We start from the raw sequence: 14,942 nt of genomic DNA on the forward strand, positions 1-14,942 counted from the left end.
TTACTGGGCGTAAAGCGCGCGTAGGTGGTTTGTTAAGTTGGATGTGAAATCCCCGGGCTCAACCTGGGAACTGCATTCAAAACTGACTGACTAGAGTATGGTAGAGGGTGGTGGAATTTCCTGTGTAGCGGTGAAATGCGTAGATATAGGAAGGAACACCAGTGGCGAAGGCGACCACCTGGACTGATACTGACACTGAGGTGCGAAAGCGTGGGGAGCAAACAGGATTAGATACCCTGGTAGTCCACGCCGTAAACGATGTCAACTAGCCGTTGGGAGCCTTGAGCTCTTAGTGGCGCAGCTAACGCATTAAGTTGACCGCCTGGGGAGTACGGCCGCAAGGTTAAAACTCAAATGAATTGACGGGGGCCCGCACAAGCGGTGGAGCATGTGGTTTAATTCGAAGCAACGCGAAGAACCTTACCAGGCCTTGACATCCAATGAACTTTCCAGAGATGGATTGGTGCCTTCGGGAACATTGAGACAGGTGCTGCATGGCTGTCGTCAGCTCGTGTCGTGAGATGTGGGTTAAGTCCCGTAACGAGCGCAACCCTTGTCCTTAGTTACCAGCACGTGATGGTGGGCACTCTAAGGAGACTGCCGGTGACAAACCGGAGGAAGGTGGGGATGACGTCAAGTCATCATGGCCCTTACGGCCTGGGCTACACACGTGCTACAATGGTCGGTACAGAGGGTTGCCAAGCCGCGAGGTGGAGCTAATCCCAGAAAACCGATCGTAGTCCGGATCGCAGTCTGCAACTCGACTGCGTGAAGTCGGAATCGCTAGTAATCGCGAATCAGAATGTCGCGGTGAATACGTTCCCGGGCCTTGTACACACCGCCCGTCACACCATGGGAGTGGGTTGCACCAGAAGTAGCTAGTCTAACCTTCGGGAGGACGGTTACCACGGTGTGATTCATGACTGGGGTGAAGTCGTAACAAGGTAGCCGTAGGGGAACCTGCGGCTGGATCACCTCCTTAATCGACGACATCAGCTGCTCCATAAGTTCCCACACGAATTGCTTGATTCATTGAAGAAGACGATAAAGAAGCAGCCCGAAATTGGGTCTGTAGCTCAGTTGGTTAGAGCGCACCCCTGATAAGGGTGAGGTCGGCAGTTCGAATCTGCCCAGACCCACCAATTTTGTGTGGGAAACGCCTGTAGAAATACGGGGCCATAGCTCAGCTGGGAGAGCGCCTGCCTTGCACGCAGGAGGTCAACGGTTCGATCCCGTTTGGCTCCACCACTACTGCTTCTGCGTTATGAAAGCTTAGAAATGAGCATTCCATCAGTATGATGGTGAATGTTGATTTCTAGTCTTTGATTAGATCGTTCTTTAAAAATTTGGGTATGTGATAGAAAGATAGACTGAACGTTACTTTCACTGGTAACGGCTCAGGCTAAGGTAAAATTTGTGAGTGGCTCTTAATTGAGTATGATCGAATTTTCGGCGAATGTCGTCTTCACAGTATAACCAGATTGCTTGGGGTTATATGGTCAAGTGAAGAAGCGCATACGGTGGATGCCTTGGCAGTCAGAGGCGATGAAAGACGTGGTAGCCTGCGAAAAGCTTCGGGGAGTCGGCAAACAGACTTTGATCCGGAGATGTCTGAATGGGGGAACCCAGCCATCATAAGATGGTTATCTTACGCTGAATACATAGGCGTAAGAGGCGAACCAGGGAACTGAAACATCTAAGTACCCTGAGGAAAAGAAATCAACCGAGATTCCCTTAGTAGTGGCGAGCGAACGGGGACTAGCCCTTAAGTGGCTTTGAGATTAGCGGAACGCTCTGGAAAGTGCGGCCATAGTGGGTGATAGCCCTGTACGCGAAAATCTCTTAGTCATGAAATCGAGTAGGACGGAGCACGAGAAACTTTGTCTGAATATGGGGGACCATCCTCCAAGGCTAAATACTACTGACTGACCGATAGTGAACTAGTACCGTGAGGGAAAGGCGAAAAGAACCCCGGAGAGGGGAGTGAAATAGATCCTGAAACCGTATGCGTACAAGCAGTGGGAGCCCACTTTGTTGGGTGACTGCGTACCTTTTGTATAATGGGTCAGCGACTTATTTTCAGTGGCGAGCTTAACCGAATAGGGGAGGCGTAGCGAAAGCGAGTCTTAATAGGGCGTCTAGTCGCTGGGAATAGACCCGAAACCGGGCGATCTATCCATGGGCAGGTTGAAGGTTGGGTAACACTAACTGGAGGACCGAACCGACTACCGTTGAAAAGTTAGCGGATGACCTGTGGATCGGAGTGAAAGGCTAATCAAGCTCGGAGATAGCTGGTTCTCCTCGAAAGCTATTTAGGTAGCGCCTCATGTATCACTGTAGGGGGTAGAGCACTGTTTCGGCTAGGGGGTCATCCCGACTTACCAAACCGATGCAAACTCCGAATACCTACAAGTGCCGAGCATGGGAGACACACGGCGGGTGCTAACGTCCGTCGTGAAAAGGGAAACAACCCAGACCGTCAGCTAAGGTCCCAAAGTTATGGTTAAGTGGGAAACGATGTGGGAAGGCTTAGACAGCTAGGAGGTTGGCTTAGAAGCAGCCACCCTTTAAAGAAAGCGTAATAGCTCACTAGTCGAGTCGGCCTGCGCGGAAGATGTAACGGGGCTCAAACCATACACCGAAGCTACGGGTATCACGTAAGTGATGCGGTAGAGGAGCGTTCTGTAAGCCTGTGAAGGTGAGTTGAGAAGCTTGCTGGAGGTATCAGAAGTGCGAATGCTGACATGAGTAACGATAATGGGTGTGAAAAACACCCACGCCGAAAGACCAAGGTTTCCTGCGCAACGTTAATCGACGCAGGGTTAGTCGGTCCCTAAGGCGAGGCTGAAAAGCGTAGTCGATGGAAAACAGGTTAATATTCCTGTACTTCTGGTTATTGCGATGGAGGGACGGAGAAGGCTAGGCCAGCTTGGCGTTGGTTGTCCAAGTTTAAGGTGGTAGGCTGGAATCTTAGGTAAATCCGGGATTCTAAGGCCGAGAGCTGATGACGAGTTAACTTTTAGTTAACGAAGTGGTTGATGCCATGCTTCCAAGAAAAGCTTCTAAGCTTCAGGTAACCAGGAACCGTACCCCAAACCGACACAGGTGGTTGGGTAGAGAATACCAAGGCGCTTGAGAGAACTCGGGTGAAGGAACTAGGCAAAATGGCACCGTAACTTCGGGAGAAGGTGCGCCGGTGAGGGTGAAGGACTTGCTCCGTAAGCTCATGCCGGTCGAAGATACCAGGCCGCTGCGACTGTTTATTAAAAACACAGCACTCTGCAAACACGAAAGTGGACGTATAGGGTGTGACGCCTGCCCGGTGCCGGAAGGTTAATTGATGGGGTTAGCTAACGCGAAGCTCTTGATCGAAGCCCCGGTAAACGGCGGCCGTAACTATAACGGTCCTAAGGTAGCGAAATTCCTTGTCGGGTAAGTTCCGACCTGCACGAATGGCGTAACGATGGCGGCGCTGTCTCCACCCGAGACTCAGTGAAATTGAAATCGCTGTGAAGATGCAGTGTATCCGCGGCTAGACGGAAAGACCCCGTGAACCTTTACTATAGCTTTGCACTGGACTTTGAATTTGCTTGTGTAGGATAGGTGGGAGGCTTTGAAGCGTGGACGCCAGTCTGCGTGGAGCCAACCTTGAAATACCACCCTGGCAACTTTGAGGTTCTAACTCAGGTCCGTTATCCGGATCGAGGACAGTGTATGGTGGGTAGTTTGACTGGGGCGGTCTCCTCCTAAAGAGTAACGGAGGAGTACGAAGGTGCGCTCAGACCGGTCGGAAATCGGTCGTAGAGTATAAAGGCAAAAGCGCGCTTGACTGCGAGACAGACACGTCGAGCAGGTACGAAAGTAGGTCTTAGTGATCCGGTGGTTCTGTATGGAAGGGCCATCGCTCAACGGATAAAAGGTACTCCGGGGATAACAGGCTGATACCGCCCAAGAGTTCATATCGACGGCGGTGTTTGGCACCTCGATGTCGGCTCATCACATCCTGGGGCTGAAGCCGGTCCCAAGGGTATGGCTGTTCGCCATTTAAAGTGGTACGCGAGCTGGGTTTAGAACGTCGTGAGACAGTTCGGTCCCTATCTGCCGTGGACGTTTGAGATTTGAGAGGGGCTGCTCCTAGTACGAGAGGACCGGAGTGGACGAACCTCTGGTGTTCCGGTTGTCACGCCAGTGGCATTGCCGGGTAGCTATGTTCGGAATAGATAACCGCTGAAAGCATCTAAGCGGGAAACTAGCCTCAAGATGAGATCTCACTGGGACCTTGAGTCCCCTGAAGGGCCGTCGAAGACTACGACGTTGATAGGTTGGGTGTGTAAGCGCTGTGAGGCGTTGAGCTAACCAATACTAATTGCCCGTGAGGCTTGACCATATAACACCCAAGCAATTTGCGTCGAAAGGCCAGATTGCGGTGTGTGAAGACGCAATGAACCGAAAGTTCGAGATTTCACAAAACACCGACAGCTTTCACATACCCAATTTGCTGAAGCGAGGCCAGCTGGCCACGACTCAGTACCCGAATTTCTTGACGACCATAGAGCATTGGAACCACCTGATCCCATCCCGAACTCAGCAGTGAAACGATGCATCGCCGATGGTAGTGTGGGGTTTCCCCATGTGAGAGTAGGTCATCGTCAAGATTAAATTCCGAAACCCCTGTTTGCTAACGCAGACAGGGGTTTCGTTTATGTAGAAGTCCATGAATTTCATCGGCACGTTGCTAAAGCAACGCTCCGGTACACAGAATTTCTTGACGACCATAGAGCATTGGAACCACCTGATCCCATCCCGAACTCAGCAGTGAAACGATGCATCGCCGATGGTAGTGTGGGGTTTCCCCATGTGAGAGTAGGTCATCGTCAAGATTAAATTCCAGAACCCCTGTCTGCTCATGCAGACAGGGGTTTTGTCGTTTAGAAGGTTTATGAACTCTGTAAGCGAGCAGCAACTACGCCTACCCAACTCCAAAATCATGTTCATGGCACTGACCTGCTTTAAGAGCACGACGCAGGTAGTAGGGAAGAATTTTTACTTCTAAATCTTGTACGACAACCTTTGGTCGGTTTCCTACGTAAAAGGGCGATTCATCCCACAATCCCCTAAGCTTTCCTTCAGCTTGGCCGAAAGCCTGATGAGCCATGCGTGCACCGAAATAGAGCGGCCCGAGACGCCGCCTATACCGTTACATGGAATGTTCCTCTCGGCACGCTCACCCCCATTTGGCAAAAAGAAGTCGATGAAATGAATCTCAAATTCAGTCATAAAATTCTGTTGGCCGCGTCAGGCGTTGTGGTTCTGGCCTTCGCGTTATTCACGCTTTACAACGATTACCTGCAGCGCAGCACCATCAAACAGAATCTGGAGTCGTCTATCCAGCAGTCCGGTGAGCTCACCGCGAGTAGTGTGCAGAACTGGCTTAGCGGTCGAATACTGGTGCTCGAAAGTCTGACGCAAAACGTTGCCCATCAGGGTAGTGCTGCTGATCTTCCAGGGTTGGTCGATCAACCGGCGTTCACCTCGAACTTCCAGTTCACCTACGTTGGCCAAACCAACGGTATGTTCACCCAGCGCCCGGACGCAAAAATGCCTGACGGCTACGACCCTCGTCAGCGTCCCTGGTACAAGCAAGCCGTGGCTGCGGATAAACCCATGCTCACGCCGCCCTATATGGCCGCCGTGGGTGGGCAGATCGTAACTATCGCTATGCCGGTGAAAAAGAACGGCGAGTTGCTCGGCGTGGTCGGCGGAGACCTGAGCCTGCAAACCCTGGTGAAAATCATCAATTCGGTGGACTTCGGCGGCATCGGCCATGCGTTTCTGGTCAGCGGCGACGGCCAAGTCATCGTAAGTCCTGACGAAGACCAGGTGATGAAAAACCTCAAGGACATCTACCCAGGCACTAACGTCCGTATTGAGAAAGTTAATCAGGACGTAGTTCTCAAGGGCCAGGATCGCATCCTGTCGTTCACACCTATCAGCGGCTTGCCCGGGGCAGATTGGTATATCGGCCTGTCGATTGATAAAGACAAAGCCTACGCACCGCTGGGCAAATTCCGTACGTCTGCATTGATCGCCATGCTGATCGCCGTAGTCGCGATTGCCGTGCTCTTGAGCCTGCTAATTCAAGTGTTACTGCGGCCCCTGACCACCATGGGTATTGCCATGCAGGACATTGCCCAAGGTGAGGGCGACCTGACCCGCCGCTTGACGGTCACCAGTAAAGACGAGTTCGGTGAAGTGGGCAGTGCGTTCAACCGGTTCGTGGAGCGTATCCACGCCTCGATTTCCGAAGTGTCTTCTGCAACACGTCAGGTGCATGACCTGTCTCAGCGTGTGATGGCGTCATCCAACGCCTCGATCATCGGTTCTGATGAGCAAAGCGCACGCACCAACAGCGTGGCCGCCGCAATCAACGAACTGGGGGCTGCCACCCAGGAAATCGCGCGTAACGCCGCCGATGCTTCACAGCACGCCAGCGGTGCCAGCGAGCAGGCTGATGATGGGCGTAAAGTGGTCGAGCAAACCATCCTGGCAATGTCGGAGCTGTCGCAGAAAATCAGCCTGTCCTGCACTCAGATCGAAACCCTGAACGCCAGCACCGACAATATCGGCCACATCCTTGATGTGATCAAAGGCATCTCCCAGCAAACCAACTTGCTGGCACTGAACGCTGCGATTGAAGCAGCACGTGCCGGGGAAGCCGGACGCGGGTTTGCCGTGGTCGCCGACGAGGTGCGTAACTTGGCTCACCGTACCCAGGAGTCGGCTGAGGAGATTCATAAAATGATCACTTCGCTGCAAGTGGGGTCGCGTGAAGCAGTGACCACCATGAATGCCAGCCAGACCTCCAGTGAGGAAAGTGTCCAGGTGGCCAACCAGGCCGGTGAGCGCCTGGTCAGCGTAACGCAGCGAATTGTCGAGATCGACGGCATGAACCAGTCCGTCGCTGCGGCCACCGAGGAACAAACTGCCGTGGTGGAAACCCTCAACGTCGATATCAACCAGATCAACCTGCTGAACCAGCAGGGCGTGACCAACCTCAACGAAACCCTGAAAGACTGCGATGCGTTGTCGCAACAGGCCAATCGGTTGAAGCAGCTGGTCGACAGCTTCAAGATCTGAGCCGCTGAGTGTACGAGTAGGAGCGAGCCCTTTCGCTCCTACTGCTTACCCAGCAAGCGGCGAACATTGTCCAGCGCGCTGTCTGCGAAGCCTTGCACAAACTGCTCAAATCCTTCCTGTGCCGTCTCCAGGGGGTCGGCAATGATAGTCCAGGTTACCTTGGAGCAGTGTGTTCCAAGCGCTTCCACTTTGATTGCTGCCCACAACCTGGCCACGCCCAGGGTGTTGTAGATCGTGGTCCAGGTCATGTGCATCGCTTGCTCATCCCGGCTATTGAGTTGTTCTACGACGCGGTTGCCATCGCGGAAAAATTTCGTGCGTAAAGCGCCCACTCCGGTGCCGGTCATTTCGATATGCGTCAAGGAAGGGATGAACGCATCGAAGCCTGCAAACTGCCCCACTATGTTCCATAGACGGTTGGCATGGCAGTCGATCACCACAGAGGACACTATCGGCTGGCCGCTAGGGTTATGAATTAACGTATCGGGTTGCAGCGGTTTCATGAAGTTGTCCTGAAGCGGTTCAAAGAAAGCCGATGGCCTTGAGGTAGTTGCAGCCTTTACTCAGCAGTGCCGGGTCTTTTTCGGGGTATTGCTCGCCCATCTGCTGAACGCCGCGTTGCGCGTTGTCATGGAGGATCATCGAGGTGTCACCGATGTCTTCATCCAGTCGATCAAGGTAAAACCCGAGTACACCAAACATCGCATTGTCCTGGCTTACCGTTCGCAGCGCCTGCTGCCAATGCGCAGTACTGACCCGCTCGAACCGGTGGCCCGCCCGGTTGAATGCATCCAGGTAGTGCTCCCAGCTCAGTGGTTGCGGGTTATGCAGGTTGAATACGCTTCTATCGGCTTGAAAGCGATTGCAGTGGAACGCAATGAAGCGAGCCAGAAAGTCCACGGGCATCAGGTCGAAATTCAGGTCCAACCTCGGCAGCAAGCCCAACTGCAGCGACCCCTTGAGCATCAACATCAGGCGATTCTTTTGTGGCTGGCAGATACCGTTATGGCTGTTGAAGCTGATATTTCCAGGGCGATGGATGTTCACCCAGGCTCCTTGCTCCACTGCACGTCCCAGGACCCGCTCGGCGACCCACTTGGACAGGTTGTAGCCATTTCGGATGTACAGCGGCAGGGTGGCTGCCGCCGGAGCTTCGAGCACATGCCCCGTCGTGCCGATGCTGCTGGCGGCCGACAACGTCGAGACAAAGTTGAAGACTTTCTTGCAGCGGGTTTCGCACAGGCGCAGGCATTCGAATATGGGGTCGACGTTGTCCCTGGCCAGTGAGGCGTAGTCCAGCACGTGGTTGACCCGTGCTGCGTTGTGCACCAGCGCGCCAAAGTCTGCGGCGAGTGCGTCATACGCGTCACAGGCCAAACCCAATCGCGGCAGGCTGACATCGGCGGCGAATACTCGTACGCGGCTCAAGTCCAGATGTTCCAGTTGGTAGTCACGCAACGCCTGGGTAAAACGAGCCATCGCAGGACTCCCCGGCAAGTCACGCACCAGGCACGCCACCTCGGTGGCACCGGCGTTCAACAACGCCTCGACAATATGGACGCCGACGAAACTGTTGGCCCCCGTCACGATCACCTTGTGCGGATTGCCTGCGCGGTCCCCTTGCAACGGATTGATTTCCCACTCCCGTTGAGCGTCCATGGCCGCTTGGGCAGAGGATGCGTCTGGCAGTTCACCATCCTCCATCAGCGTTGCGAGCGTACGAATAGTCGGTACTTCAATGAAATGGCTCAACGCGAAACTACGGCCAAATTGCTCGCGAACGCGCAACAACAGCGTCGACAGCAAAATCGAATGGCCGCCCAGTGCAAAGAAGCTTTCATCGATGGGCAACTGGCGGGTGGGCAAGCCCAGCAGCTCACCCCAAAGGTCGCTCAATCGCGCTTGAAGCGGCGTATGCGCGGCGCCGGGAGTGGCCTGCAAAATGGGGAGGAAGGGGCGCGACAGCAGCCCCTTGCGGTCGACTTTGCCGTTGTCGCTGTGCGGCATGGCTGGCAGTTCCACCCAGAAACCAGGTTGCATGTAGTCCGGTAGCCACTGGCGCGCATGCTGCTGCAAGGCCACCAGCGAAGCGTTGAGTTCGGGCTGGGCGACAAAGGCGCAGATCCTGCTTTCATGGTCGATCACCACGGCCAGCTCGCGATACAGCCTGTTGCTGCGCAGGCATTGTTCAATCTCCCGGGGGTCGACCCGAAAGCCGCGGATCTTTACCTGATCGTCGCGACGCCCACCCAGCACAATCCCTGCGGCGGTCCACTGCGCGAAGTCGCCGCTGCGGTAGGCCCGCAGCCTTTGGCCGCCCGGCACCAGCAGTTCGACGAACGGGCTGTCAGCCTGCCGCGGCGCATTCACATACCCCAGGCTCACTCCGGGCCCGACGATGTACAACTCGCCCATCACCTGTTCATCCACTGGTTGCAGATCGTCATCGAGGATCAGCACCTGGCTATTGGCGATGGGGTAGCCGACATTACGATTATTGTCATCGGGGGCGAACGTCCGGTGCGTAATCAGTACCGTGGTTTCGGTGGGACCATAGAGGTTGTGCAACTGACACCGTCCTGCCAGCCGCTCGATTACATGGGGTTCGCAGGCATCGCCACCGGTGAGCAGATGCGTTAGGCCGAGGGGGGGATCCGGCGGCAGGATGTTGAGCAGCGCAGGCGGCAGGAAGGCATGAGTGACGCGTTGTCGGCGGAGCAATTCCACCAGTTGCCCAGGGTCGCGTCGCTGCTCCTCACTGGGTACGATCAACTCGGCGCCGGCAATCAGGGCGGGGAAGATTTCGATCAATGACGAGTCGAAACCCAAGGGCGAAAACTGCAGGACGCGGCTCCGTTCATCCAGTGTCATGCAGGACCCGAACCAAGCGGTGAAATGCGCCAGGTTACCTTGGCTGAGCAGCACACCCTTGGGCTGGCCCGTACTGCCCGATGTATAGAGCACCATGCACGGCATATCCGAGCAGGGGCGATCGTGCATCAGCGAGGATGAGGAGTTGGCGTTGTGCGCCTCGACTGTGCTGACATCCAGTGAAATGAAACACTCCCGTAATGGATGTTGGCCGGCATCCAGCAATACGTGGGCCCCAGCGTTTTCGAGCATGGCCCGATGGCGTTGTGTGGGTTGATCAGGTCCCAGTGGCAGGTACACCGCGCCACTGCCCAGTACGGCAAGAATGCTGGCATACAATTCCACGGATTTTTCCAGGCATACACCGATCACCGGTGGCGCCTCAAGCGCCTCCAGCAGCGGGCGCAATCGCAGCTGAATCGCCATGGCCTGTAGGTGCAGTTGGCGGTAGGTCACGGTGTGCCCCGCAATGTTCAGCGCCGGCCGGACGGCGAACAGGACAAGGCTGGCCTGCACCCGTTCGATCACCGGTACCTGGGCTTCCTGGATCAGGGCAGGGTTTGCCGTACGATTGAATCGATGCATAAATGCCAACGGCTCAAGCCCGTGCAGGCCGTGCTCGGGCCAGTCAGTGGCAATCGCGCGTGTAGAGAGAGACTCGGGGTCACGTGAGAAGCCACTGACTAGCAGTGCGACCCAATCCACCAGCGCGGTTGTTGCCTGCCGACGCAATCGCTGGCCGTTGCCACTGGGCTCCTCGGCGATGTCCAGCACGGCGAACAAGCGTCGGCCATGGTCATAGGCGCGCACTTGCAGCGCAGACAACCCACCGTCGCTCAACGGGCCAATCCCCAGGCGCAGACTTATACAGGTGGTTTCGCCCACGTCATCCGGCAACGGCAGGCTGCCGTCTTCAATCCACAGGTCGGTGGCCTCATCCCCTGAAACATGGCCGTACTGTTCCAGCATTGGCCTGATTTCGCCCAGTGCCTTGCTTGTGCCGCACCAGCCGATGGTCAGGCACCTCATGGCGACACCGACAGGTAGTCGCTCAGCACCTGCCCCACACTCGGCGTTTGCAGCAAGCCGCTGTTTTGCAGGAAGCCCATGATATTGCCCATCAACGGGTGCTGGCGGGTGATGGGGAACGCCAGCGCTGATATTTCATCGCGCAGCACACCGCGCAGGCGCTCGCTGATGTCCAGGTGTTCGATCAGGCGCAGGTCGAAGTTTTTCTGCAGGTCGTTGGTCAGGTAATGCGTCAGGAATGTCGGCAGTACGTGAGCGATGCTGTCACGGTCATCCGGGCTCGCGGCTTGCCAGTAGATGCGCACCAGCCGCGTCCAGAACTGCGCGTGGCGACCTTCGTCAAACAGGTGGTCGTCCATCAAGCCTCGTATGGAGGCCTTGACACTGCGGTCCTTGGAAAACGATGCGACATCGTGGGTCACGGTGTTTTCGGCGATGGCTACGCCAATCAGCTCCACAGCGTCGCTCAGGTGTTCCGGAGCCTGCGCCTGCGCCGCCGGCAGCGCGCGACTCAGTTCGATATGCCCAGGCAGGTCAATCGGTTGTATGCCCGTCATTGTGACAGTCTGTTGCATGAAATCCAGGGCCACCAAGGCGTGGTAGTCCTCGTCCACCACAACCGTCATCGCATCAACGCGACAGGCAAGCGGGAAGGGCAGCGAGAAGCGATTCTTGGCAATGCTGCGCGCGGTCTTGTCGACGATTTCGGTTTCGAAAATCACCACATCGTGGATGAACTTATAGAAGCTTTGCACCAGCACGAAGTCGCGCCATTGCGAGCAATGTTCCATGAAGGTCGCGTTGAGTACCAAGGGCTGACGGCACAGTGGGTAGATCAGCTTGTCGTCGTCCTCCAACAGGCGACGAGGGCGGGTTCGGATGGTGGCGCGGCGTTCCCAGTCGTCGGCGATGGTGGTGTATCCGGCGGTATTCATGGGTGTACCTCGTGCAGCGCGGCGCGCACCTCGTCCCAGAACGTGATACGGCTTTCTACGGCGGCAAGGGCTGCGTCCTGGGCCTGTTGCGGATAAGCCGGGTCTGCACCCACCAGGCGTTCGAGCAGTTCTTCAGCTGCTGGCCCGTGATGCTCAGTGTCCAACTCGATGTGTCGCCTGAAGTAGCCACACAAGGCTGGTGCCTGGCGATGGATGAGCGTATCGGGCTGCAGGAGGTGTTCGAACATACTTGGGATGACACGCTCACGCCCATGAAGGAATGCAGCTGCTACGCAATGGGTAGGGGCTTGCAGCGCAATGTACAGCGTGGCGCTGACGAAGCGCGCGGCCCCAGCAGGAACATCGGCCATGCGCAGGGCCGTGCTTGCTTCCACGCCCTGGTGCTGCAGTGCAATGAAACGGTGTATCGCCGAGGTGCTGGCGCCGACTTCGACCATGGCTTCCAGGTACCACTCGAAGTGGCTGCAATGGCCTTGCCTGGGGTGTGAGTCTGATTCTTCGCCCAGCACAATCTCATTGATCAAGCGTGCTGCTTGCGGGTCGGCCGGTGGCAGCCAGGGTAGGCGAGTGCAGGTCAGGTCCTGCTGCAGGCGTTTGGTGAGCGTCATGAAGTCCCAGACAGCGAATACATGGTTTTCCATGAATAGTCGTAACTTTTCCAGCGAAGTTATTTCCAGAAATAACGGATGGCTGCACAACAGCCGTTTTCTTTGTTCCAGTAAAGGTGGGTACATAGTTGATGCCTATAAATTATTGCGTCGCCGCTAAAACAACGTTGGGCTTTTGTATGCCGCAAAAAGATAAGAAAGATGTAAACCAGGCTTTGCGCGCACGCGCGCTCACGCAAGTGGGACTGCACGGTCGAATTAAGTGGCTGGTTTAGTGATGAAAGATAATAAGCGGGTTAAACAAGTTGGCGAGTATATGAATGCATTAGATGTTTTTCTAAATAATATAAGCTGTCGGTAACTTACTTTATAAGAGTGAGAAGTTTCTTCTGCGCGGGGCGCTACTTGGCCAGGTAGGGCACCCCGCAGTGCTCGACGGGCAAGCCGAGCGACCTGACGCCTTGTTAGAGCGTCTTCTTTGCGGCGGCGTCCAGGTCATTGAGATAGGTTGTGATCACTTCCATCCCGCGCATCAAGTGATTACGCAGCGTCAGGATGCTTTCCTCGACCTTCTTTTGTGCCACCAGGTTCAGCAGTTCACGGTGGTCTTCCTGGGAAGTCTCGCCCAGCCCCATCGCCTCGAGGTTGAAACGCAGGAAGCGCTCCTCCTCATTCAGTCCGTGCTCCACCAGCTTGAGCAGCCGCTGGTTGGGGGCCTTGCCATACAGGGTCATGTGGAACAGGCGATTGAGACGGCCAATCTCGGTGTAATCTTTTTCCTGTTCCAGGGCAAAGATGAGCGTGTCTGCCTCGGCGATATCGGCTTCGGTCAGCAAGGGAATCGACAAACGCAGGGCTTCAGACTCCAGCAACATTCGCAGCTCATAGGTCTCAGCCGAATTGTCTTCGATCAACGGTGCAACCACGGCGCCCTTGTGGGTGACTACATGCAGCAGTGACTGGGCCTCCAACTGACGCAAGGCTTCACGCACCGGCATGCGGCTGACCCCGAACAGGCTGGCCAGCTCCTGCTGGCGCATGGCGGTACCGCAGGGCAAGCTGCCATCAAGTATGGCATTGCGCAAGGTTTCTTCAATCACGGAGCGAGCAAGATGGGCGGGAATAGGGCCGGTGATCTTGATGCTGTTCAACGGATTCGGCTTCTGCGTCACGGTTACGCTATCCTCCTTATTAAAATAGGGGTGCTAATTGGATCCAATGCACACTAGAGGCTGCCCATAGGGCTTGTCAAACGGGCACGGTTTCGGCTTGTAAGCGTTTCAACGCGCGGCTCCGGCGGCCCACGCGCGGGTTTTGCCGAGTCTGACACGCCACTGACGTGTTGCGACATTACCGCATATAGATATTCTTTAACGGTATTTAAATTGCCGTTCTTATATCTATAAAGTCACTCTCCTGTCTGACCGGGAGTGAACTCATGTCCGCCACCTCTACTGTTCCAACAGCGACCCTTGCCGCCCAAACGTTCGAGATTCGACCACTGCCCGGCAGCGTCGGTGCCGAGATTGTCGGCCTGGATTTGTCCCGGCCAGTCAACGACCAGGATTTCGCCCGCATTCATCGCGCGCACCTGGATCACCACGTGGTGGTGTTCCGCGATCAACGCATCACGCCCGAACAACAGATCGCTTTCAGCCGCCGCTTTGGCGTCCTGCAGATCCACGTGCTCAAGCAGTTCCTGCTGGCCAACCACCCGGAAATCCTGATCGTCTCCAACATCATCGAAAACGGCCAATCCATAGGCCTGGGTGACGCAGGCAAATTCTGGCACTCGGACCTGTCCTATAAAGAGCTGCCGAGCCTGGGCTCGATGCTTCACGCCCAGGAGCTGCCGTCGGAAGGCGGAGATACCCTGTTTGCCGACATGCACAAAGCCTGGGACCAACTGCCCGAGCACCTGCGCAAAGCTGTTGAAGGCCGCAGTGCCGCGCACTCTTATACCGCGCGCTACAGCGAAACCAAATTCGAAGGCAACTGGCGCCCGACGTTGACGCCCGAGCAGCTTGCCCAAGTCGCGGAAGTGGTTCACCCCATCGTGCGCACCCACCCGGAAAACGGCCGCAAGGCGCTGTTCGTCAGTGAAGGCTTCACCACCCGCATCGTCGGCCTGCCGGAAGACGAAAGCCGCGACCTGCTGGCCCAGCTCTACGCCCACAGTGTGCTGCCGCACAACATCTACCGACACCAATGGCAGCCCCACGACTTGGTGTTCTGGGACAACCGCTCGCTGATCCACCTGGCCGCCGGTTGCCCGAGCCATCTGCGCCGCAAACTGTTTCGCACCACCATCCAGGGCGACGCGCCTTTCTGATTCGGAGCA

General features: G+C 55.9%; 7 protein-coding genes, 2 tRNA genes and 4 rRNA genes. 8 read left to right on the forward strand and 5 right to left on the reverse strand.

Annotation, left to right across the window (positions count from 1 at the left end):
* The 7 genes from BLW22_RS30665 to BLW22_RS30695 all read left to right on the forward strand — a co-directional run.
* Positions 1 to 982 (forward strand): 16S ribosomal RNA (locus BLW22_RS30665); the annotation flags it as partial.
* Between the two features lie 83 nt (positions 983 to 1,065).
* A tRNA-Ile gene (locus BLW22_RS30670) sits at positions 1,066 to 1,142 on the forward strand.
* 30 nt (positions 1,143 to 1,172) lie between these two features.
* Positions 1,173 to 1,248, forward strand: a tRNA-Ala gene (locus BLW22_RS30675).
* A gap of 249 nt (positions 1,249 to 1,497) precedes the next feature.
* Positions 1,498 to 4,387, forward strand: a 23S ribosomal RNA gene (locus BLW22_RS30680).
* A 152-nt stretch (positions 4,388 to 4,539) separates the two neighbouring features.
* Positions 4,540 to 4,655: ribosomal RNA gene (gene rrf / locus BLW22_RS30685) — 5S ribosomal RNA — on the forward strand.
* A 109-nt stretch (positions 4,656 to 4,764) separates the two neighbouring features.
* Positions 4,765 to 4,880 (forward strand): 5S ribosomal RNA (gene rrf / locus BLW22_RS30690).
* 376 nt (positions 4,881 to 5,256) lie between these two features.
* A complete protein-coding gene (locus BLW22_RS30695; protein WP_074848286.1) occupies positions 5,257 to 7,137 on the forward strand; it encodes a methyl-accepting chemotaxis protein in 1,881 nt (626 codons plus the stop codon).
* Between the two features lie 38 nt (positions 7,138 to 7,175).
* Here BLW22_RS30695 and BLW22_RS30700 read toward each other — a convergent pair whose 3' ends face one another.
* From BLW22_RS30700 to BLW22_RS30720, 5 genes are all read right to left on the reverse strand, one after another.
* Positions 7,176 to 7,640, reverse strand: a complete 465-nt coding sequence (locus BLW22_RS30700; RefSeq protein WP_065947095.1) for an SRPBCC family protein — start codon at positions 7,638 to 7,640, stop codon at positions 7,176 to 7,178.
* 19 nt (positions 7,641 to 7,659) lie between these two features.
* Positions 7,660 to 11,037 carry an amino acid adenylation domain-containing protein gene (locus tag BLW22_RS30705; protein ID WP_074848288.1) on the reverse strand — a complete coding sequence of 1,126 codons (3,378 nt, stop codon included), beginning with the start codon at positions 11,035 to 11,037 and terminating at the stop codon, positions 7,660 to 7,662.
* Positions 11,034 to 11,972, reverse strand: coding sequence for a diiron oxygenase (locus BLW22_RS30710; RefSeq protein WP_074848290.1), 939 nt, complete (start codon positions 11,970 to 11,972; stop codon positions 11,034 to 11,036). Before BLW22_RS30710 ends, BLW22_RS30705 begins: the two co-directional genes overlap by 4 nt.
* Positions 11,969 to 12,727, reverse strand: a complete 759-nt coding sequence (locus tag BLW22_RS30715) for a DUF3050 domain-containing protein (RefSeq protein ID WP_074848292.1) — start codon at positions 12,725 to 12,727, stop codon at positions 11,969 to 11,971. Before BLW22_RS30715 ends, BLW22_RS30710 begins: the two co-directional genes overlap by 4 nt.
* A 338-nt stretch (positions 12,728 to 13,065) precedes the next feature.
* Positions 13,066 to 13,773, reverse strand: coding sequence for a GntR family transcriptional regulator (locus BLW22_RS30720; protein ID WP_074848294.1), 708 nt, complete (start codon positions 13,771 to 13,773; stop codon positions 13,066 to 13,068).
* Between the two features lie 266 nt (positions 13,774 to 14,039).
* Here BLW22_RS30720 and BLW22_RS30725 point away from each other — a divergent pair, with 266 nt between their 5' ends.
* Entirely contained in the window at positions 14,040 to 14,933 is an 894-nt protein-coding gene (locus BLW22_RS30725; protein WP_065947098.1) for a TauD/TfdA dioxygenase family protein, read from the forward strand.
* Positions 14,934 to 14,942 lie beyond the last annotated feature (9 nt).

Origin of the sequence: Pseudomonas marginalis (genome assembly GCF_900105325.1) — a bacterium.
GTDB classification, from domain to species: domain Bacteria; phylum Pseudomonadota; class Gammaproteobacteria; order Pseudomonadales; family Pseudomonadaceae; genus Aquipseudomonas; species Aquipseudomonas marginalis.

What these genes read in the sequence shown, in the direction of transcription:
- BLW22_RS30695 (WP_074848286.1), top strand. Translation starts at nt 5,257, where the DNA reads ATGAATCTCAAATTCAGTCATAAAATTCTGTTGGCCGCGTCAGGCGTT.
- BLW22_RS30725 (WP_065947098.1), top strand. Translation starts at nt 14,040, where the DNA reads ATGTCCGCCACCTCTACTGTTCCAACAGCGACCCTTGCCGCCCAAACG.
- BLW22_RS30700 (WP_065947095.1), bottom strand. Translation starts at nt 7,640, where the DNA reads ATGAAACCGCTGCAACCCGATACGTTAATTCATAACCCTAGCGGCCAG.
- BLW22_RS30715 (WP_074848292.1), bottom strand. Translation starts at nt 12,727, where the DNA reads ATGTACCCACCTTTACTGGAACAAAGAAAACGGCTGTTGTGCAGCCAT.
- BLW22_RS30710 (WP_074848290.1), bottom strand. Translation starts at nt 11,972, where the DNA reads ATGAATACCGCCGGATACACCACCATCGCCGACGACTGGGAACGCCGC.
- BLW22_RS30705 (WP_074848288.1), bottom strand. Translation starts at nt 11,037, where the DNA reads ATGAGGTGCCTGACCATCGGCTGGTGCGGCACAAGCAAGGCACTGGGC.